General features: G+C 65.4%; 18 protein-coding genes and 1 tRNA gene. 11 read left to right on the top strand and 8 right to left on the bottom strand.

From position 1 onward, the window contains the following. Positions 1-7 precede the first annotated feature (7 nt). Together hmgA and mutM are read right to left on the bottom strand one after the other, a co-directional pair. Positions 8-1,303, bottom strand: coding sequence for a homogentisate 1,2-dioxygenase (gene hmgA / locus ABS761_RS14720; RefSeq protein ID WP_350409088.1), 1,296 nt, complete (start codon positions 1,301-1,303; stop codon positions 8-10). A 121-nt stretch (positions 1,304-1,424) separates the two neighbouring features. Next, complete coding sequence (mutM, locus tag ABS761_RS14715; protein WP_350409087.1) at positions 1,425-2,252, bottom strand: bifunctional DNA-formamidopyrimidine glycosylase/DNA-(apurinic or apyrimidinic site) lyase; 828 nt, start codon at positions 2,250-2,252, stop codon at positions 1,425-1,427. A gap of 83 nt (positions 2,253-2,335) precedes the next feature. Here mutM and ABS761_RS14710 point away from each other — a divergent pair, with 83 nt between their 5' ends. The 8 genes from ABS761_RS14710 to ABS761_RS14675 all read left to right on the top strand — a co-directional run bounded on the left by ABS761_RS14710 (position 2,336) and on the right by ABS761_RS14675 (position 8,920). Continuing rightward, complete coding sequence (locus ABS761_RS14710) at positions 2,336-4,114, top strand: tetratricopeptide repeat protein (protein WP_350409086.1); 1,779 nt, start codon at positions 2,336-2,338, stop codon at positions 4,112-4,114. Continuing rightward, the gene (locus tag ABS761_RS14705; protein WP_350409085.1) at positions 4,111-4,668 is read left to right on the top strand and encodes an outer membrane lipoprotein LolB; all 558 of its coding nucleotides are present in this window, start codon (positions 4,111-4,113) and stop codon (positions 4,666-4,668) included. Before ABS761_RS14710 ends, ABS761_RS14705 begins: the two co-directional genes overlap by 4 nt. 9 nt (positions 4,669-4,677) lie before the next feature. Beyond that, positions 4,678-5,574 (top strand): 4-(cytidine 5'-diphospho)-2-C-methyl-D-erythritol kinase, encoded by an 897-nt coding sequence (locus ABS761_RS14700; protein WP_350409084.1) that lies wholly within the window; start codon positions 4,678-4,680, stop codon positions 5,572-5,574. A 3-nt stretch (positions 5,575-5,577) separates the two neighbouring features. Beyond that, positions 5,578-5,654 (top strand) — tRNA-Gln (locus ABS761_RS14695). A 97-nt stretch (positions 5,655-5,751) separates the two neighbouring features. Next, positions 5,752-6,702 (top strand): ribose-phosphate pyrophosphokinase, encoded by a 951-nt coding sequence (locus ABS761_RS14690; RefSeq protein WP_350409083.1) that lies wholly within the window; start codon positions 5,752-5,754, stop codon positions 6,700-6,702. Positions 6,703-6,805: 103 nt separating this feature from the next. Then, positions 6,806-7,426, top strand: coding sequence for a 50S ribosomal protein L25/general stress protein Ctc (locus ABS761_RS14685; protein WP_350409082.1), 621 nt, complete (start codon positions 6,806-6,808; stop codon positions 7,424-7,426). Positions 7,427-7,518: 92 nt separating this feature from the next. Beyond that, positions 7,519-8,124: an aminoacyl-tRNA hydrolase gene (gene pth, locus ABS761_RS14680; protein ID WP_350409081.1), complete on the top strand. Its 606-nt coding sequence runs from the start codon at positions 7,519-7,521 to the stop codon at positions 8,122-8,124. Between the two features lie 16 nt (positions 8,125-8,140). After that, complete coding sequence (locus tag ABS761_RS14675; protein ID WP_350409080.1) at positions 8,141-8,920, top strand: CPBP family glutamic-type intramembrane protease; 780 nt, start codon at positions 8,141-8,143, stop codon at positions 8,918-8,920. Between the two features lie 39 nt (positions 8,921-8,959). Here the strand turns inward: ABS761_RS14675 and ABS761_RS14670 are convergent, their stop codons facing one another. The 6 genes from ABS761_RS14670 to ABS761_RS14645 form a co-directional block, all read right to left on the bottom strand. Further along, positions 8,960-10,309, bottom strand: a complete 1,350-nt coding sequence (locus ABS761_RS14670; RefSeq protein WP_350409079.1) for an amidase — start codon at positions 10,307-10,309, stop codon at positions 8,960-8,962. A gap of 38 nt (positions 10,310-10,347) precedes the next feature. After that, positions 10,348-11,034, bottom strand: a complete 687-nt coding sequence (locus tag ABS761_RS14665) for a DUF2848 domain-containing protein (RefSeq protein WP_350409078.1) — start codon at positions 11,032-11,034, stop codon at positions 10,348-10,350. Between the two features lie 34 nt (positions 11,035-11,068). After that, the gene (locus tag ABS761_RS14660) at positions 11,069-12,352 is read right to left on the bottom strand and encodes a TRAP transporter large permease (protein WP_350409077.1); all 1,284 of its coding nucleotides are present in this window, start codon (positions 12,350-12,352) and stop codon (positions 11,069-11,071) included. After that, on the bottom strand, positions 12,349-12,969 hold the full coding sequence (locus ABS761_RS14655; protein WP_350409076.1) for a TRAP transporter small permease subunit: 621 nt from the start codon (positions 12,967-12,969) through the stop codon (positions 12,349-12,351). The genes ABS761_RS14660 and ABS761_RS14655 overlap by 4 nt, the downstream gene beginning before the upstream one ends. Before the next feature lie 77 nt (positions 12,970-13,046). Further along, positions 13,047-14,105, bottom strand: coding sequence for a TRAP transporter substrate-binding protein DctP (gene dctP, locus ABS761_RS14650; RefSeq protein WP_350409075.1), 1,059 nt, complete (start codon positions 14,103-14,105; stop codon positions 13,047-13,049). 204 nt (positions 14,106-14,309) lie between these two features. Further along, positions 14,310-15,212 carry a LysR family transcriptional regulator gene (locus ABS761_RS14645; RefSeq protein ID WP_350409157.1) on the bottom strand — a complete coding sequence of 301 codons (903 nt, stop codon included), beginning with the start codon at positions 15,210-15,212 and terminating at the stop codon, positions 14,310-14,312. A gap of 74 nt (positions 15,213-15,286) precedes the next feature. On the opposite strand from ABS761_RS14645, the gene ychF reads away from it, so the two are divergent. The 3 genes from ychF (at position 15,287) to ABS761_RS14630 (ending at position 18,638) form a co-directional block, all read left to right on the top strand. Continuing rightward, a complete protein-coding gene (gene ychF / locus ABS761_RS14640; RefSeq protein ID WP_350409074.1) occupies positions 15,287-16,378 on the top strand; it encodes a redox-regulated ATPase YchF in 1,092 nt (363 codons plus the stop codon). Positions 16,379-16,596: 218 nt separating this feature from the next. Further along, positions 16,597-17,766 carry a tyrosine-type recombinase/integrase gene (locus tag ABS761_RS14635; RefSeq protein WP_350409073.1) on the top strand — a complete coding sequence of 390 codons (1,170 nt, stop codon included), beginning with the start codon at positions 16,597-16,599 and terminating at the stop codon, positions 17,764-17,766. Then, positions 17,763-18,638 (top strand): hypothetical protein, encoded by an 876-nt coding sequence (locus ABS761_RS14630; RefSeq protein ID WP_350409072.1) that lies wholly within the window; start codon positions 17,763-17,765, stop codon positions 18,636-18,638. Before ABS761_RS14635 ends, ABS761_RS14630 begins: the two co-directional genes overlap by 4 nt. The last annotated feature ends 24 nt before the right edge of the window (positions 18,639-18,662 follow it).

Below are 18,662 nucleotides of genomic sequence, written 5' to 3'. Positions count from 1 at the left end.
GGCACGGTCAGCGGCGCGTCGGATCGAAGTGCTTGCGCAGGCCCATCCAGGCCCGGTCGTAATCGGCCTGCAGGGTGGGGCTGTCCATGGCCGCCGAGGATGGTTGAATGACCCGGCGCGTCTCGAACATGAAGGCCATGGTGTCGCGGATGTAGTGCGCCTTGCCCGTGTCCTCCGCACTGGCCTTGGCAAAGGTGTCCGCATCCGGGCCGTGGGGGCTCATGGTGTTGTGCAGGCTGGCGCTGCCGGGCGCGAAGCCCTCGGCCTTGGCATCGTAGGCGCCCTGGATCAGGCCCATGAACTCGCCGGCAATGTTGCGGTGGAACCAAGGCGGGCGGAAGGTGTCCTCCATCGCCAGGATGCGTGGCGGAAAGATCGCCAGGTCCAGGTTTGCCGTGCCCGGGGTGTCGGATGGCGAGGTCAGCACGGTGAAAATGCACGGATCGGGGTGGTCGAAACTGATCGAGCCGATCACATTGAAGCGGCGCAGGTCGTACTTATAGGGCGCATGGGTCCCATGCCAGGCCACGACGTCCAGCGGCGAATGATCCAGCGTCGTGCGCCAGAACCCGCCGCCGAACCGCGCGATCAGCTCCATCTCGCCGTCCACGTCCTCGTAGGCGGCAACGGGATACAGGAAGTCGCGGGCCTGGGCCAGGCCGTTCGATCCGATCGGGCCCAGTTCCGGCAGACGCAGCGGCGCGCCGAAATTCTCGAGCGCGTAGCCGCGCGCCGAGCCATCGGGCAGTTCGACCAGGAAGCGCACGCCGCGCGGGATCACGGCGATCTCGCAAGGCGCGACCTCCAACGTGCCCAGCTCCGTGCGCAGGCGCAGCGCACCCGCCTGCGGAACCAGCAGCAGTTCCGCGTCGGCATTGTAGAAATAACGGCCTTGCATCGAGCGATTGGCGCCGTACAGGTGGATCGCGATGCCGGCCTGCTGGTCCCAGCCGCCATTGCCCGCCCAGGTCCGCATGCCTTCCAGGAAGTCGGTCGGCGCCTCGGGCAGGGCTTGCGGATCCCAGCGCAGCCGGTTGGGCGTCACCGGTCCGCGCAGATAGTCCTGGTTCCAGCCCGGGAAGGCGTCGCAGGCGGAGAACGCCGGCTGGGCGGCGGCCGGACGGATCCGGTACAACCATGAGCGGCGGTTCTCGGCTCGTGGCGCCGTGAATGCGGTGCCCGAGAGCTGCTCGGCGTACAGGCCGTAGGGGCAGCGTTGGGGTGAATTGCGACCTTCGGGCAGGGCGCCCGGCAGGGCTTCGGTGGTGTGGTGGTTGCCAAAACCGCTGAGGTGGTTATTCATGTCGTAACGCCGTCCTATTTTAAGATACGACTGAAGTTTAAACCTTTAATGGTCAATATGTGAAGCACCTGGGTGCCGCCGGCGCGATTCGCCGGGAGTGCCTTGGTCCGTGGCGGAGTCATCAGCGCTTTTGGCAGCCAGGGCAGAAATAGGTGGTGCGCTGGCCCTGGACGATGCGCCGGATCGGGGTGCCGCAGCGTGGGCAGGCCTGGCCGGCGCGCTCGTAGACTGCCGCGTGCAGCGTGAAATAGGCGCCCGGGGCCCCCTGGGCGTTCACGTAGTCGCGCAGTGTGCTGCCGCCTGATTCCAGGGCCTGAGAGAGCGTTTGCAGGATCGCGTCGTGCAGGCGGACGCTGCGCGGCCGCGAGATCCGGCGCCCGGGCGTGCGCGGATCGATGCCGGCGAGGAACAGGGACTCCGAGGCGTAGATATTGCCTACGCCCACGACGATGCGCCCGCCCAGCAGCAGCGCCTTGACCGCCTGCGCGCGCGACTGCAGGGCCGCATACAGGAGCTCGGGGGTGAAGCCCGGATCGAAGGGCTCGATGCCCAGGTTCGCGAGCAGCGGGTGTGCGAGCAGCGGGCCGGCCTCGGCCGGGTGCCAGAGCACCGCCCCGAAGCGGCGCGGGTCGTGCAACAGAAAGCGCGCGTCATCGAAGCGCCACTCGACATGGTCGTGCTTGCGCAGATCCTCGTCCAGCGGCGCGCGGCGCAGCGACCCCGACATGCCCAGGTGGACGATCTGGGTCCCGTGTTCAAAACGGATCAGCAGGTACTTGCCGCGGCGCTCGCAGGCGAGCACGCGCCGGCCCTCCAGGGTCGCCGGCAAGCCGACGGGCACGGGCCAACGCAGGCGTCCGTCGTGCACCAGCAGGCGACGTAATACGCGGCCCGGCATGATCGTGGCAATTCCACGACGAGTGGTTTCAACTTCTGGCAGTTCGGGCATGGTAGGGTGATAACATCCTCATTCGATTGTGCAATTTTGCCACCTGACGCATTTTCCCTGCGTATCGGCTATGGTTACCGCAAATGAGATTTCCTGCATCCGCGTTCCCCGTGTTGCTGGCGCTGGTCGCCGCACACGGGGCGGCCTTGGCTGCCCCGTCGGCCGCCACGCCAGCCGAGCCGGTCGAAACCATTCATTTGCGTAGCGGCGAGCCGCCCGCCGTCAACCTCACACCGGATATCCTGTACCGCATCCTCGTGGCCGAGATCGCCGCGCAGCGGGACCTGTTCGACGATGCCGGCCAGACCTTGTTGGGCGTCGCGCGGGACACCCTCGATCCCCGGCTCGCCCGGCGCGCCTTCCAGATGGCGATGGCGGCGCGCAATATTCCGCTCGCGCTGCGCGCCGCGCGCCAATGGGTCCTGCTCGATCCCGAGAATCCCGAGGCGGTCGCCGCCTCGCTGGCGCTCGCGGCCTCCAACGGCCAGACGCAGGGCCTGGCCCAGACCCTGGCGCGGCGCATCCAAAAGGCCGAGGACCAGGATCAGGCCATCGTGCAAGCCGCCGGCATCGTGTCCAAGATGGCCGACAAGCACTTGGCGCTGGACGTCCTGGAAAAAGCGCTGGCGGGCGTCGTCAACACCTCCGCTTTTGCGCGCCTGGCCTTGGCCGACGCGGCCTGGGCCGCCGGCGACGCGAGCCGGGCCCTGGATGAGGCGCGGCGCGCCCAGGCGCTCGATCCCGATTCGCACGACGCGGCGCAGCGCGTGCTGGAATACGGCCTGAGGGTCGATCCGGACGCCGCCATTGCCCAGACCCAGCGCTATCTCGGGGCGCATCCCGACCAGCGCGCGCTGCACCTCCTGCTGGTCAGCCGCCTGACCTCCGCCGGCAAATTCGAGCAGGCGCTGCAGATGCTCGAGGACATGCGGCGGCGCACCCCCGAGGACTTCGACCTGCTCTACACCGAGGCCGAGGTCAATGCGCGCGCCGGCCGCTATGACGTGGCCGTCGGCCTGCTCAACGACTACATCTCGGTGCAGAACCAGCGGCGCCAGTCCATCGAGGATGGCGCGACCAACGCCCAGTCCGATGCCTCGGACGCGCGTCTGCTGCTGGTGCAGATCGCCGAACGGCGCGAGGACTACAAAGAGGCCATCCGCCAGTTGCGGATGATCGACGAGCCCTCTCTGCGTTTCCAGGCGCGCATCCACGAGGCGGTGCTCGAGGGCAAGCTGGGCGATCTCGCCCAGGCGCGCGCGACCATCGACGCCATCCGTCCGGCCGACCGCCGCGAGCGGATCGTGCGTCAGCTCACCCTGGCTTCCATCTACCGGGACGCGGGCCGCAGCGACGAGGCCGTCCAGATCCTGCGCGCCGCCGATCGCGACATGCCCGATGCCGCAGAGATCAAATACGACCTCGCCATGCTGCTCGAGCGCCAGGGCCAAACCGCCGAGTTCGAGACCCTGATGCGGCGCGTGATCGAGCTGGATCCCGACAACGCCAATGCCTACAACTCGCTCGGCTACACCTATGCCGACCAGGCGCGCAACCTGGACGAGGCCCAGGGCCTGCTCGAGCGCGCGCTGGACCTCGAGCCCGACAATCCCTACATCCTGGACAGCGTGGGCTGGTATCTCTTTCGCATCAAGGACTACGAGGCGGCGCTCGAGTATCTGCGGCGCTCCTATGACAAGCTGCCCGCGGCCGACGTGGCGGCCCACCTGGGCGAGGTCCTGTGGGTCCTGAACCGCCCGCAAGAGGCGCGCGGCATCTGGGTCGAGGGCCGGCGCCAGGACCCGGACAATGAAACCCTGCTCGAGACCCTGAGGCGCCTCAAGGTGGAGCTGCCCAAATGAAGTGGGTGCGGATTCTGGCGCTGGCGCTCGTCGCCGTGCTGTTGGCGTCCTGTGCAACACCTGAGCGCATCGGCGGCGCCGGCCCGGCATTCGAGCGCACCGGCCGCTTCGCGGTCTCCGCCCGCCCGGCCGAGGGCCCGGCTCAGGCCGCGCAGGGGAATTTTGCCTGGCGGGACACCGGTGCCGCCCTGCGACTGGATCTGCTCAGTCCCATGGGCGGTGTGTTGGCCCGGATTTTCGTCGAACCCGGCCAGGCTGTTCTCGAACGGGCCAACGGCGAGCGCGAGCGCGCCGCCAACGCCGACGCCTTGCTCGCCGAGCTCTGGGGCGAGGCCGTGCCGGTCGCGGGTCTGCGCGCCTGGATCCAGGGACGGCCGTGGGCGGGCGGCGCGGTCGACGCCGTCCGGCGCGACGACCAGGGCCGCATCATCCAATTGGTCCAGGATGGCTGGACCGTGCGCCTGTGGGACTACGACGGCCTGGGGCCCGGGCGGCTGCGACTGGCGCGCGATCAGGCGGGGCGCCGGATCAGCGTGCAATTGATCGTCGACTAGAGGCCGATCATGCCGTCCCTGTACGACGTGCCGGCTCCGGCCAAGCTCAATCTGTTCCTGCACGTGGTGGGGCGCAGGGCCGATGGCTATCACTTGCTGCAGACGGTTTTTCGCTTCATCGATCTGGCCGATGCCTTCGATTTCGAGCGGGTCGAGGGCGGCGGGCTCTCGCGCGAGGGCGACGTGCCGCCCGGCCTGCCGGCGTCCGAGGACCTCGTGCTGCGGGCGGCGCGCGCCTTGCAGCAGGCGGCGGGCGTCTCCTACGGTGCCCGGATCCGCTATCGAAAGCGCATTCCCGTCGGCGGCGGCCTGGGCGGGGGTTCGAGCGATGCGGCGACGGCGCTGATCGCCCTCAACCGCCTCTGGGGCGCGGGCCTGGATCGCGCGGCCCTGATGCGCCTGGCCGAGCCGCTGGGCGCCGATGTGCCGGTGTTCGTCTTTGGCCAGCCGGCCTTCGCGCAGGGCATCGGCGAAGACCTGACGGCGGTGGCGCTGCCCGACCGCGCGTATCTGGTGGTCCGCCCGCCCGTGCAGGTGTCCACCGCCGAGATTTTCTCGGCCGAGGATTTGACAAGAAACACGCCTTCGGTCAAAATTTCGGTCTTTGCTGATTGGCAGTCCAGGCATTGGGGCCTTTATGGTCGCAACGACTTGGAGGCGGTCGTCCTTCGGCGCCACCCGCGGATTTCAAGAGTCCTGCGGACGCTGCGGGATGTGGGGCTCGATGCCCGCATGACGGGGTCGGGTTCGTGCGTCTTTGCACCGCTTGACGATCTCGCCCAGGCGCGGATGCACCAAGACCGGATTATCAGTAAAATAGCGTCCTTTGGGGATGGTTCGATCGAGCAGTCATGGGCTTGCACCGGCCTGCACGATCATCCCTTGAGGCATTGGATCAATGGTTAGTGTTGGGGAATAGCCAAGTTGGTTAAGGCACCGGATTTTGATTCCGGCATGCGAAGGTTCGAATCCTTCTTCCCCAGCCAGACGCCTGTACGCATCAGGCACATCAAAGGCTGTTGAGGCGGCCCCCGGGGGGCGCTGGTCAACAGCCTTGTCGTTTGACAACCCGGCTGGGACACCATGGCACAAGATCGATTCATGATTTTCACTGGCACGGCCAATCCCCGGCTGGCCGTCGACGTCGTGAATCACCTCGACATGTCGCTGGGCAAGATGACCGTGGGCCGTTTCTCCGACGGCGAGGTCATGGTCGAGATCAACCAGAACGTGCGCGGCAAGGACGTCTTCGTGCTGCAGCCCACCTGTGCCCCGACCAACGACAATCTCATGGAAATCATGGTCATGGTCGATGCCCTGCGCCGGGCGTCGGCCGGCCGGATCACCGCCGCCATTCCGTATTTCGGCTATGCCCGCCAGGATCGCCGCCCACGTTCGGCGCGGGTATCGATTTCGGCCAAGGTCGTCGCCAACATGCTGCAGGTCGTCGGCGTCGACCGCGTCATGACGATGGACCTGCATGCCGACCAGATCCAGGGGTTCTTCGACATCCCCGTGGACAACATCTACGCCGGCCCCATCCTGCTGGGGGACATCTGGCGCCGCAATTTCCAGAACCTCGTGGTCGTGTCCCCGGACATCGGCGGCGTGGTGCGTGCCCGCGCCCTGGCCAAGCAGCTCGAATCCGACCTGGCCATCATCGACAAGCGCCGGCCGCGCGCCAATGTGTCCGAGGTCATGAACATCATCGGCGAGGTCGATGGGCGCACCTGCCTGATCATGGATGACATGGTCGATACGGCCGGCACGCTGTGCAAGGCCGCCCAGGCCCTCAAGGACCGGGGCGCCGGGTCGGTCTATGCGTATTGCACGCATCCCGTGCTCTCGGGCGAGGCGGTCAAGCGCATCCTCGAGTCGGCCCTCGACGAGGTGGTGGTGACGGACACCATCCCGCTGTCCGAGGAGGCGCGCCAATGCCCCAAGATTCGCCAGCTCTCGTGCGCGGCCTTGCTGGGCGAGACGATCCTGCGCATTTCGAATGCCGAGTCCGTCAGCTCGCTGTTCGCCGACTGAATGGTTTTTTCCCTCCCCGGCTGGTCGCGGCCGGGGGGTTTCGTAGCTCCGGCTACTTTTTGCATCGCGGGGCCCGACGACGGTCCCGTTTTTGGAGTCTTCAATGAAATTTACCGCCACTTCGCGTAGCGTCCAGGGTTCGAGTGCGAGCCGCCGCCTGCGCCGCGCAGGTCGGGTGCCCGCCATCGTCTACGGTGGCAAGTCCGCGCCCGCCAACATCGAGCTCGACCACAACGAGATCTACCATGCCCTGAACAAAGAGGAATTCCACGCCTCCATCCTCGATATGGTGCTCGACGGCAAGGCCGAGCCGGTGCTGGTGCGTGCCGTGCAATGGCACCCTTATCGTCCGCTGGTCCTGCACGTGGACTTTCAGCGCGTCGATGCTTCGCAGGCCGTCACCACCAAGGTGCCGGTGCACTACCTGAACGCCGACATCAGCCCGGCCGTCAAGCTCGCCGGCCAGATCGTCACCCATGGTCCCGCCGAACTGGACATCACCTGCCTGCCGGCCAATCTGCCGCCCTTCATCGAAGTCGACCTGGGCAACCTGATCGGCGGCGGCCGCCTGCACCTGTCGGACGTCACCCTGCCGATCGGCGTCAAGTTCGTGCCGCATGGTGATGACGTCAATCCGCTACTGGGCCAGGCCAATATGCCCAAGGGCACCGGCTCGGACGACGAGGACACGCCGCCGGCCGCCGCGGAACCCGCCGCCGAATAAACCCGACGCGGTTTTTTGCAAGACCCGGCACGGCGCAGCTCCCCGCGGACTGCGCCGTGTGCCTTATCATGTCACATGTTTCCGGATTTCCCATGACCGAGTCCATACGCCTGATCGTGGGGCTGGGCAATCCCGGCCCCGAGTACGAAGCCACGCGCCATAATGCCGGCTTCTGGCTGGCCGATCATTTCGCCGACGACCTGCACGCGCCCTTCACGCTGGAAAAAGCCTTCTTTGCCTGGGTGGCGCGTGCCCGGCACGCGGGCGAGCCCCTCCTGCTCGCCAAGCCCGCGACCTTCATGAATAAATCGGGCCAGGCGGTGGGCGCGCTGGCGCGCTTCTACAAGCTGCGGCCCGAACAAATCCTGGTCCTGCACGACGAGCTCGACTTGCTTCCGGGCGCGGTCAAGCTCAAGCAGGGCGGCGGCCATGCGGGCCATAACGGCCTGCGCGACATCCAGTCCGCCCTGGGCTCGCCCGCCTTTTGGCGGCTGCGCATCGGCATCGGCCATCCGCGCAGCCTGGGGTTGGCACAGGAGGTCGTGAACTTTGTCCTGCACCCTCCGCGCCGGGCAGAGCTGACGGGTATCGAGGCCGTCATCGATCGCTGCCGCGTGGCCTTGCCCCTGCTGCTGGACGGCGAGTTCGACCGAGCGGTCGAGCGTCTCCATCAGGCCAACCATCAGGCCAATGCCTGAATCGGGGAGGGGCGGCATGTCCGGCAAGCGAGACGGGCACCCGGTGGGGCTGCGTGCCGAACTCATGGATTTTCTACGCTTCGTGCGCCGTCCGCGGCCCGGCCGGCGCCTCCCGGGCCGGGCCGTGGGCCATGGCGTCCAGGTGGATTTCCTGCCGAACATTCGCGGCGTCAGGCTCATCCAATGGGCCTTGCTGCTGTGGCTGGCCAATCTGTTCGTGTTCGGGCCGCTGGCGGTGGGCGCGGCCGAGATGGGCGGCGCGCAGCACCGCTTGAGCCTCGCGAACCTGCCGTGGATGCAGGCACTGATCTGGGCGCCCATCGTCGAGGAGTTGACCTTCCGCCACGTCTTGCGGCGACCCGCCATGGTATGGTGGTTCGTTCCGCTGATGGTGTCCATCGTCGTCCAAGGGGCGGGCTTTGCCTCGGGGCTGATGGCGGCCGTGGCGTTGCTGTTGTGCCTCGCGCCACTCTGGTGTCCGGCGAGTGCGCGTCTGCGCGGAGGCTGGAGCCTGTCCTGGGCGCGGCGCCGCGGGATGTTGCGCGCATATCCCTGGCTCTATCACCTGTCCGCGGTCGCTTTCGGCGCCGTGCACCTGTACAACTTCCAACTGTACGAGATGCCGATCGCCCTGATGCCCCTGCTGGTGCTGCCGCAGTGGTTCACGGGACTGGTGCTCGGCTGGATGCGCGTGCGCCGGGGCATCGGCGCCTCGATGCTGCTGCATGCGCTGTTCAATGCGGGGCCGTTGCTGATAGTGCTGTTGATCCTGCGCTTCGCCCCCGGGCTCGCCTGAGCGCGGTTCAGGCGAGCCGGTCGGCTCCAGGCGATTGGGTCAGCGCACGCCCAGTATGCCTTCGATCGCCAGACCCGTGTCGAGGATCCGCGCATCGGCATGCGCGGGGCCGGCGACCATCAGGCCCACCGGTGCCTCGCCTGGCGCGTGGCACGGCAGGCTCAGGGCGCAGCCGTCGAGGAAGTTGATCAGGGTGGGGTTGCGCAGGATCAGGCCGTTGGCGGCGAAGTACGCCTCGTCCGACGCCTGCAGGGACGCGATGGTCGGGGCGATCACGGGCACGGTCGGCATCAACAGGGCATCATGGTTGCGCAGGCGGGCCTCGATCGCGGCGATCCATTGCGCGCGCAGGGCGCGCAGCTCGATGTAGTCGGCGGCGTCGATGTCGCGGCCGCGCAGGATGCGCGAGGCGACCCGTGGGTCGTACTGGTCGAACTGGGTTTCCAGCGCCTCGCGATGGACGGCGTAGGCATCGGCGCAGACGAGCCCGCCTTTCCGGTTGATGTGCGCCAGCTCGCTGAACTCGGGGATCTCGAGTGTGTCGATGATCACGCCGGCGGCGCGCAGGCGCTCGATGGCGACATTGAAGGTGCCGCGCACGACGTCGTCGGCCCCGTCCAGGACCAGGCTGTTCGTGATGGCCAGTCGCAGCCGGGAGGGCGGCGGCGCAACCGGCGCGCGGCGCGCATCATCCGACAGAATGCCATCCAGGATTGCGCAGCAGCTCACCGACGCCGCCAGCGGACCGATGGAGTCCAGGCTTGCCGACAGGGGAAACATGCCGCCCGAGGGAATCCGCGCCGCCGTGGGCTTGAAACCCGTCAGCCCGCAGAATGCCGAGGGAATGCGCACCGAGCCGCCGGTGTCCGTGCCCAAGGCGGCCGCCGCCATGCCGTCGGCGACCGAGACACCGGCCCCGGACGAGGATCCGCCGGGGATGCGCCGGCGCGCGCGGTCCCAGGGACTGCTGGGCGTGCCGTAATGCGGATTGAGGCCCAGCCCGGAGAAGGCGAACTCCGTCATGTTCGTATGCCCGATCAGCACGGCGCCCGCCTGCGCCAGGCGCCGCACCGGGTCGGCGTGGCGCTTGGCGGGCTCGGCGTCCCGTCGCACCGCGGAGCCCGCGCGCGTGACGTGTCCGGCGACATCGAACAGGTCCTTGATCGAGACCGGCAGGCCGTCGATCGGCGAGCGTGCCAGGCCCGCCGCGCGCAGGATGTCGGAGGCACGAGCGGCGGCCAGCGCCTGTTCCTCCCAGACCGTGGTGAACACGCTCGCGCCTTCGCCGTCCGGATCGGCGATGCGCGCCAGGGCGGCCTGCGTCAGTGCGACGGACGTGGTCCGGCCGTCTTCGAGGGCGTTTTGCAGTTCGATGAGGGAGGGAAGCATGGCGTATGTTTGCGGTGTGGCGGGAAATGAAAGCGGGGTCAGGCGACTTCGGGCAATGTGTCGGTACGATACGCGTGGCGGATGCTGCGGTCCAGTATGGGATCGAAGAGTTCCATCTCGAATGACGCGGAGGGGCGAATGCCGCCGATAGCCGCCATGGTGCCGCAGGTCATGCCGGCTCCGGCCGGCATGTCCGCCGGGCCAAAGCAACCATCGATCAGTTCGAGGGGGTGGCGCAGCGAGGACAGGGCGCCTTCCTGGTAGAGCACGCGCCGGCCGCCCTCTTCGATCCACGAGCGCAGGATCAGCGAGTCCCAGTGTGTGGCGATCTCGTCGAACAGCCAGGCCTCGCGGGCGACGGGCTTGACGCAGATCTGCTTGGACAGGGCCACGCTGACCGATTCGAGCTTGCGGTCGGTGTGGTCGGAGGCGAGGCTCACCAGAAGCCGGCCATCGACCGGAAATACAAAGACCTCGGCTTCGCCCGAGGAATGCGGCCCTACCACCTGCGGCGCATCGTCCTGGCTGAGCTGGTTGGCGGCGATACGGTAGTACAGGGGCACGGCGCTGGGGCGCGGCACGCCCAGGGCGGCCAGCTCCTCGATATGATGCTCGATGGCCGCCTGGTCGCGGCCGGCCCAGCCGGCCACGATGCATTGGCGGAACTCGACGGCCACGCGGTTCGCGGGTGCCTGGGTGGACAAGAGATCGAAAGACAGTTTCATGCGATGTTCCGGTAAAGAGGAGGGACGGGGGGCGCTAGCCGAAGACCCGGGGGACCCAGAGCGCGATGTCGGGCGCGATGACCAGCAGGGCGATCATGACCAGCATCATGATTACGAAGGGGAACGCGCCGACGATGACGTCGTTCATGCTGCCCGATGAGCGCAGGCTCTGCACCACGAACAGGTTCAGCCCGACCGGCGGCGTGATCAGCGCGCATTCGACCAGGATGATGATGACGATGCCCAGCCAGACGGGGTCGAAGCCCAGCGCGAACATGATGGGCGCCACGATGGGGATAGTGGTGATCATCATGGCCAGGGTTTCCATGAAGCAGCCCAACACCAGGTAAAAGAGCGTCAGGATCAGCAGCATGACCGTGGGCGAGACCCCCAGGCCGCTGATGGTCGAGATCAGCGCATCGGTCAGGCCCGTGGCCGACATGATGAAGTTCAGGAAGGCCGCGCCGATCACGATGAGCATGATCATGGCCGAGGATTTCATGGTGCCTTCGAGGGCATCGCGCAGCATGGCCCAACCCAGGCGCCTCTGGAACAGTGCGAGGATCAGCGCGCCGACGACGCCCAGCGCCGCGGCCTCGGTCGGTGTGGCGATGCCGGCGTAGATCGACCCCACGACCAGCAGAAAGATGCCGATGGGCGGCACGAGCTGGACCAGGCTGCGGATCCGGGCGCCCCAGGGCGCGTGGACCCGCTGGCCGCCCCAATGCGGGCGCGCGATGCAGGCGATTGCGATGGCCACCATGAAGAGTCCGGCCAGGGCCAGCCCCGGGACGATGCCCGCCAGATAGAGCTTCGGCACCGAGGTGTTGGTGAGCACGCCGTAGATGACCAGGTTGATGGACGGCGGGATCAGGATGCCCAGCGTGCCCCCGGCCGCGATGCTGCCGAGAAACAGGGACGGGTTGTAGCCCTGCTTCTTGATTTGCGGAATGGCGACGGTGCCGACGGTGGCCGCCGTCGCCACGCTGGATCCTGAGGTGGCGGCGAACAAGGCGCTGGCGCCGATATTGGCGTGCATCAGCCCGCCCGGCAGCCATGACAGCCACAGGCTCATGGCGGTGTACATGCTCTCGGCCATGCCCGAGCGCAGCAGAATCTCGCCCAGGAGGATGAACAAGGGGATGGCGACCATCAGGAATTCGTTGCTGGTGCCCCATGACACCTCGCCCATGGCCTGGGTGAGCGGCAGCATCGAATACAAGGGGTCCAGGATCAGGCCGAGCACGCCGAGCGCGGCGCCGACCGGGATGCTCAGCCCCAGCAGGGCGAGCAGCAGGATGAGGGCGGTACCGATCATCGCGCGTCTCCTTCGACCAGGCGCTTGCCGGCTTCGGCTTCGGACTCGGCTTCCTCTTTGGTGCTGCGCACGCCGCAGATCTCACGCACCGTGGGCAGGTCGCCGGTGACCAGGGCGATGGTCGAGCGCAGGAGCATGAGAACCAGCACCACGCACAGCCACAGCAGGCCCGCGACCCAGAGGAACTGCGGGATCCACAAAGGCGTGGCGAAGGTCGTGTTGGCCGTCGCCTGGTGGTCCCAGGACAAGCCCGCGACCGTGGCGGCGTAGCGGGTCCAGTAGATGATGAAGACACCCAGGACGACCAGGGCGATCCAGTCGAGCGCGGCGCTGATTCGCGGGGGCAGGTATTGGTAAATGGCGTCGATGCGGATGTTGGCGCGCTGCAGTGTCGCGAACGACAGCGCCCACGAAATGCTGATGGCAAAGGCGTACCCCGAGAGCTCGTCGGCGCCGCCGAGCGGTTTGCCCAGGAAGTAGCGGGCGAGGACGTCGCCGGTGATGTAGAGGGCGCTCGCCAGGGTCAGGCCGCCGGCCACCCAGATGGCGCCGCGCGAGAGCGTGTTGGCTCGGCGCAGCAAGCCGTCGAGCATGCGGTATCGGTCGGGAGAGTTCATGTTGGGTCCGGGATCGGAATGGCCGGCGGGGGAGCCGCCGGCCGTGGGTTTGCAGCCGAAGCGAGGACCGTGTCCGCCTACTTGGACGCGGTGATGCCCACGATCTTGCCGACGGTGTCGTTAAAGTCCTTGACGCATTGCTCGGAGCAGCGCGCGGCCCATTTCGGCACGATGGTCTCGGCCAGTACTTTCTTGAGCAGCGCCTGGTCGGCGTCCGAGGGCTGGACCAGCGTCATCTTGCCCTTGACCGCCTGCGTGCAGCTGTCGGCGCCGGTGTTGCAGTCGTAGCCTTGCTGCGTCTCGGAGGCGGCGTCGGCCCAGATGGCGTCGAACATCGTGTTCAGATTCTTTTGCAGGAAGTCCTGAACCTTGGGATCGAGTTTGTTCCAGTACGCCTTGTTGGCAGCGTGGATTTGCTGGTTCCAGTTGATCGGCAGGGCGTACAGATGCGTGCTGACCTCATACCATTTGGCCGAGTAGCCCGACATCGAGCCGGTGATGGCGCAGTCGACCACGCCGTTTTGCAGCGCCGGCACCACCTCGCCAAAGGGCAGGGTCACGCTGCTGCCGCCGAAGGCCTCGATGAATTCGGCTTGCGTGCGGCTGCTGGTGCGGACCTTTTTACCCTTGAGGTCGGCCAGGCCGTTCATCGCACCGTTGCAGAACAGGACCTGTGCGGGGTAGGAGGAAAAGCCCAGCACTTTGATGTTCTGCTTGTCGTAGAAGGCCGCGTAGGCCGGCGCATAGGCGTCGGTCACCTGTTTGGCGATCGCGGCGGTGGGCGCCAGGCCGGCGAGGTCGATGGCTTCGTTGATGGGGTTGTCACTGGCGAAATAGGCCAGCGTCGAGGTGCCGACCGGGATGACGCCCTGGGACATCAGGCGCAGCATTTCCGGGCCTTTCAGGCCCATTTCGTTGAAACCCTTGATCGTGGCCGTGACCTGTCCGTTCGACAGTTCGGGGACGGTCTTGGTCCAGAAGGGCTGTTCAAAATTTTGGTAGAGCGTCAGGTTGCTGAGTGCGCCCGCGACCTGGATTTGGGTCTTGGGCAGGCCGTCCACCTTGTCTTGCGCAAAGGCGGTGGAGGCGAGCAGGACCGCGCCTGCGGCGAGCGTTACGGTTGCCAGATGCTTCATGAGGTCTCCTCGATATGACGATGCTCTGGATGAGCGATACCCCGCCATTGCAGCCCAGCAGTGTCTTGGCTGTCCAATTATCAATCGGCATGCCAAGTCATAAGAATCATTTATCGACTATGTATAACTCATTGTTTCATAATGGTTTTGATAGGACGCTATCCGAGCTGACCGCAGGGGGAAACAGCGGAATGTCCAGGGTTATCACCGACTTTTCGGAGTGCCCGCCTGGCGCGCGAGCTCCTGGGCCATCCGCGCGACGATCCGGGCCGTATGGCTGTCGCGGGTGTCCAGCCAGCAGGCGTGAAAGCTGATGTCGGGCAGCGTGCCGTCGGTGCGCAGGATGCGCAGCTTGCCCTGCTCGAGCTCCTCCGAGATCACGGCGGGCGCGATCACGCACGGCCCCATGCCGTGCCGCGCCATGTGGACGATCGTGCTGAGCGATCCGCTGCCGTACAGGCGAGGTTCCTTGATGCCCGCATCCTGCAGGATGCGCTTGACCGCGTGATGCGGGATGCTGGCCGGCGGATAGGTGATGATCGGGTAGGCGGCGAGTTCGCCGACCTTTACCGTGCGCCCGTGCAGGCGCAGGCTGGGGCTGGCGATCCAGGCCAGGGAATAATCCCAGAGGTGCAGGCTGTGCTCGCGCGGATCCTGCGAGGTGCCCACCAGCATGGCGAGATCGATCTGGTGCGACATGAGCTGCGAGCGCAGCATGTGGCTGGTGTCCACCTGCAATTCCACCACCAGGGCGGGGTGCCGCTTGTGCAGCCGTTCGAGCAACTCGGGCAGCCAGGTGTGCACCAGGGTCTCGGCCACCCCCAGCCGGAACAGCCCGCGGATCGGGGTTTCCCGCTGGGCGGCGGTCAGCATGTCGGTGCGCATGTCGAGGATGCGGGTCGCGTGGGACAGTAGTTCCTGGCCTTTCTCGGTCAGCTTGATGCCCCGCGCGCTGCGTTCGAACAGCCGCACGGACAGCGACGCCTCGAGCGCCGCGATGCGTTGCGAGATCGCCGGTTGCGTGGTGTGGAGCTTTTCCGCCGCAATGCGGAAGCTCTCGACCTCGGCGACCCATACGAAGGCTTCGATATGCTTGAAATCCATGATTGGGCAGTACAATCGCAGTTTCGTCCGGGCCGGGCTCGCGCCCCGCCTCCCGTCTCACAAGGATAATCGAATTCATGGCTCTGCAATGCGGCATCGTTGGTTTGCCCAACGTGGGTAAATCCACTCTGTTCAATGCGCTGACCAAGGCGGGCATCGCCGCGGAAAACTATCCTTTCTGCACCATCGAGCCCAACGTCGGCGTGGTCGAGGTGCCCGACACCCGGCTGGCGGCCCTGGCGGCCATCGTCAAGCCCGAGCGGGTCGTGCCGGCCGTGGTCGAGTTCGTCGATATTGCCGGCCTGGTGGCCGGTGCCTCCAAGGGCGAGGGCCTGGGCAACCAGTTCCTGGCCAACATCCGCGAGACCGACGCCATCGTGCACGTCGTTCGCTGCTTCGAGGACGAGAACGTCGTCCACGTGGCCGGCCGCATCGACCCGGTCTCGGATATCGAGGTGATCAACACCGAGCTCGCGCTGGCCGATCTGGCCACCGCCGACAAGATCCTGCAAAAGAACCGCAAGCTCGCCAATTCCGGCGACAAAGAGGCCATCCGCCTGGTGGCCCTGCTGGAGCGCATCGTCGCCGCGCTGGATGCGGGCCAATCGGTGCGCAGCCTGGGGCTGGATGACGAGGACCAGGCCGTGATCAAGGGCTTTTGCTTCATCACCGCCAAGCGCGCCATGTACGTCGCCAACGTCAAGGAGGATGGCTTCGACGGCAATCCACACCTGCGGGCGGTCCAGGACTACGCCGCCGCCGAGGGCGCCCCGGTGGTCGCCGTCTGCGCCGCCATCGAGGCCGAGATCGCCGATATGGACGACGAGGACAAGGCGGTGTTCCTTGCCGACATGGGCATGGACGAGCCTGGCCTCAATCGCGTGATTCGCGCAGGCTACGGCCTGCTCGGCCTGCAGACCTATTTCACCGCCGGCGTCAAAGAGGTCCGCGCCTGGACCGTCCGCATCGGCGCCACCGCGCCCCAGGCCGCCGGCGTCATCCACACGGATTTCGAGCGCGGTTTCATTCGCGCCCAGACCATCGCCTACGAGGACTTTATCGCCTGCAAGGGCGAGCAGGGCGCCAAGGAGGCCGGCAAGATGCGCGCCGAGGGCAAGGAATACGTGGTCAAGGACGGCGACGTGATGAACTTTTTGTTTAACGTCTAATGGGAATGCCGGATTTCTGGGTGTTTCCTGGAACTTGGTGAAATCATCTTTATGCCTGGAAAGCCGCGTAATTACGCGGCTTTTATGTTTCTGATAGTTCCTCTGTTGTTCTGGGGCTGTCAGAGATTTTATGAGTACATTGCTGAGTACGGGAAATTGATACGCAAGCGAAAAGTGAGTACAGTGTCGATGTTCACTGTCATTAAAGGTTACACGCCATGCTTACGGACGCGCATTGTCGCAATGCCAAGCCCCGCGACAAACTGTACCGGATCAATGACCACCGTGGTCTCTATCTGGAGGTCAAGCCATCTGGGGTGAAGGCATGGCGCTATCGCTATACCTTGAACGGTAAGGCCAGCATGTATGCTTTGGGCGACTATCCTGGGGTGAACTTGTCTCAGGCACGAGAGCGTTGTGACGCCGTACGCAAACTCGTGAAGCAAGGCATTAGCCCAGCTCAGCAGCGCCAGCTCGAGCGTGTCAGGCAGGCCAGCGCGGCTAAAAACACATTTGAGGTGGTCGCCAAGGAATGGCTACAGACGAAAGACTGGAAAGATGTGACCAAAGACCGGCGACTGGATATGCTGAGCCGTGTCGTTTTTCCAAGCATCGGCAAGCTGCCTGTGCGTGATGTGACCCCTGCACATGTGCTGGCGATTCTGCAGCTTACTGTGAAACGTGGTGCCCCCTCGGTGGCGGCCGAGGCGCGGCGAACAATGTCGGCTGTATTTGAGTTCGCTGTGGCGACTTTGCGTGCGGATACGGATCCGGTCTGGCCTGTGCGCAAGGCCATCCCGGCCAACAAAACCCAGCACAAAACGGCGCTGACGGTCGAGCAGATCGGTAAACTGCTGCTCGATTTCGACAACCACCGCTGCACTTTTCAGGTTAACTACTGCATGCAGCTGATGTGGTGGACGTTGGTGCGGCCTTCTGAGGCCGCCGAAGCGGAGTGGTCCGAGTTTGATCTGGTTGCCGCTACCTGGAGCATTCCTGCACGACGGATGAAGGCCAAGAAAGCTCATACCGTGCCTTTGCCGAATCAGGCAGTGGAAATGCTCAAGGGGCTGCATGTGCTGACAGGCACCCGCAGGAACCTTTTCCCGGGCCGGGATAATCGTAATGGGCCGATGTCGGTGGCCTCCTTGCGCCAGGCCTTGAAGGTACTGGGGTGGAGCGGGGTATATAGCCCGCATGCCACCCGAACAACCGGTAGCACGCGATTGAATGAAATGGGATACCGGCCGGATGCTATCGAAGCTCAGCTGGCCCATGCGGATCAGAATAACGTGCGCCGCGCCTACAACCATGCGACTTACTTTGATGAGCGTAGAGCGATGATGCAGGATTGGGCGGATCACTTGGATGCGTGGAAAAACAAATGAAGAAACTACCGTATTTACCTGAGGGGTATGAGGGCCAGCTGACCGAGACGCAGAAAAAATTCGCGCAGATCGCCGTGGAGACGCAAATCCGCCTTCGCAGAAAGGGCCTCGCCGTTTTCCGTGATCGGGGTCGATTTTGCCGACACATGTTCGGATTGGCAAAAGAGTATCAATATCGGCGGCTACGGCAATCAGAGCAAGATGATGCTCGGGCCAAGTTTGCCAGGATATCAGCCCGATCACAGCAGCTTGCTGCCTTACTGGCTGAACTCTCTCCCAAAGAGATCCGCACGCTGGGCGAGCAAATGACGTTGCAATGGACTCACGCCAGTGTGAGTGAGAAGGAAGATCGTGAAGATAGGCTCTGCTCGGGCGATTGGCCGTTCCAAGCCCTACCATTGACGATCCAGGCGGACTCCTTGGGTGAACTAGAGAAGGCTTCGGCAAAATTGTCGCGAGCATCGCCGTCAGGGCGTGCGAAATTGCACGCCGAGCACTGGGCTGCGCGAGAGTTCGTCCGAATTTGCCATGCGACGGGATGGTCTCCGATTCGGATGGCCAATGGCAGCAATGAGGGGAAGCATCAAGCAGAGCCCAATCTGCCGGACGCTGTGCGTTGCCTTGCTGCCGTGTTCGAGATGGCTGGAGTTGCGGAGTCCTTGACCAAGAGCCGAGCAATGACCGTCTTGCGTGCATTGCGCACGACTCCCGTGCTGCATCCGGTCAGAGTGACGTATGGCCTGGAAGGCGAATATGACGAGGAAGAGTGGTTCGAGGTCAGCCTTCACAACTGCGTGAGCGAGCAGTGGAAGGGGATACTGGACGACGACAATTATCTTGAGCGGTGGACGACAACTATCTTGAGCGGTTGACGCGCACCGCCGGGACGCGGGATG

Origin of the sequence: Castellaniella sp. GW247-6E4, assembly GCF_040276065.1 — a bacterium.
In the GTDB taxonomy this organism is placed as follows: domain Bacteria; phylum Pseudomonadota; class Gammaproteobacteria; order Burkholderiales; family Burkholderiaceae_B; genus Castellaniella.
The sequence above is the reverse complement of the archived record's forward strand: the minus strand, read 5'-3'. Positions and strand labels throughout refer to the sequence as shown.

Excerpts from the sequence above, each read along its gene's own strand:
- hmgA (WP_350409088.1), bottom strand. The coding sequence starts at position 1,303 with ATGAATAACCACCTCAGCGGTTTTGGCAACCACCACACCACCGAAGCC.
- dctP (WP_350409075.1), bottom strand. The coding sequence starts at position 14,105 with ATGAAGCATCTGGCAACCGTAACGCTCGCCGCAGGCGCGGTCCTGCTC.
- ABS761_RS14705 (WP_350409085.1), top strand. The coding sequence starts at position 4,111 with ATGAAGTGGGTGCGGATTCTGGCGCTGGCGCTCGTCGCCGTGCTGTTG.
- ABS761_RS14690 (WP_350409083.1), top strand. The coding sequence starts at position 5,752 with ATGGCACAAGATCGATTCATGATTTTCACTGGCACGGCCAATCCCCGG.
- pth (WP_350409081.1), top strand. The coding sequence starts at position 7,519 with ATGACCGAGTCCATACGCCTGATCGTGGGGCTGGGCAATCCCGGCCCC.
- ychF (WP_350409074.1), top strand. The coding sequence starts at position 15,287 with ATGGCTCTGCAATGCGGCATCGTTGGTTTGCCCAACGTGGGTAAATCC.
- ABS761_RS14660 (WP_350409077.1), bottom strand. The coding sequence starts at position 12,352 with ATGATCGGTACCGCCCTCATCCTGCTGCTCGCCCTGCTGGGGCTGAGC.
- mutM (WP_350409087.1), bottom strand. The coding sequence starts at position 2,252 with ATGCCCGAACTGCCAGAAGTTGAAACCACTCGTCGTGGAATTGCCACG.
- ABS761_RS14635 (WP_350409073.1), top strand. The coding sequence starts at position 16,597 with ATGCTTACGGACGCGCATTGTCGCAATGCCAAGCCCCGCGACAAACTG.
- ABS761_RS14700 (WP_350409084.1), top strand. The coding sequence starts at position 4,678 with ATGCCGTCCCTGTACGACGTGCCGGCTCCGGCCAAGCTCAATCTGTTC.
- ABS761_RS14665 (WP_350409078.1), bottom strand. The coding sequence starts at position 11,034 with ATGAAACTGTCTTTCGATCTCTTGTCCACCCAGGCACCCGCGAACCGC.
- ABS761_RS14675 (WP_350409080.1), top strand. The coding sequence starts at position 8,141 with ATGTCCGGCAAGCGAGACGGGCACCCGGTGGGGCTGCGTGCCGAACTC.
- ABS761_RS14685 (WP_350409082.1), top strand. The coding sequence starts at position 6,806 with ATGAAATTTACCGCCACTTCGCGTAGCGTCCAGGGTTCGAGTGCGAGC.
- ABS761_RS14670 (WP_350409079.1), bottom strand. The coding sequence starts at position 10,309 with ATGCTTCCCTCCCTCATCGAACTGCAAAACGCCCTCGAAGACGGCCGG.
- ABS761_RS14630 (WP_350409072.1), top strand. The coding sequence starts at position 17,763 with ATGAAGAAACTACCGTATTTACCTGAGGGGTATGAGGGCCAGCTGACC.
- ABS761_RS14655 (WP_350409076.1), bottom strand. The coding sequence starts at position 12,969 with ATGAACTCTCCCGACCGATACCGCATGCTCGACGGCTTGCTGCGCCGA.
- ABS761_RS14710 (WP_350409086.1), top strand. The coding sequence starts at position 2,336 with ATGAGATTTCCTGCATCCGCGTTCCCCGTGTTGCTGGCGCTGGTCGCC.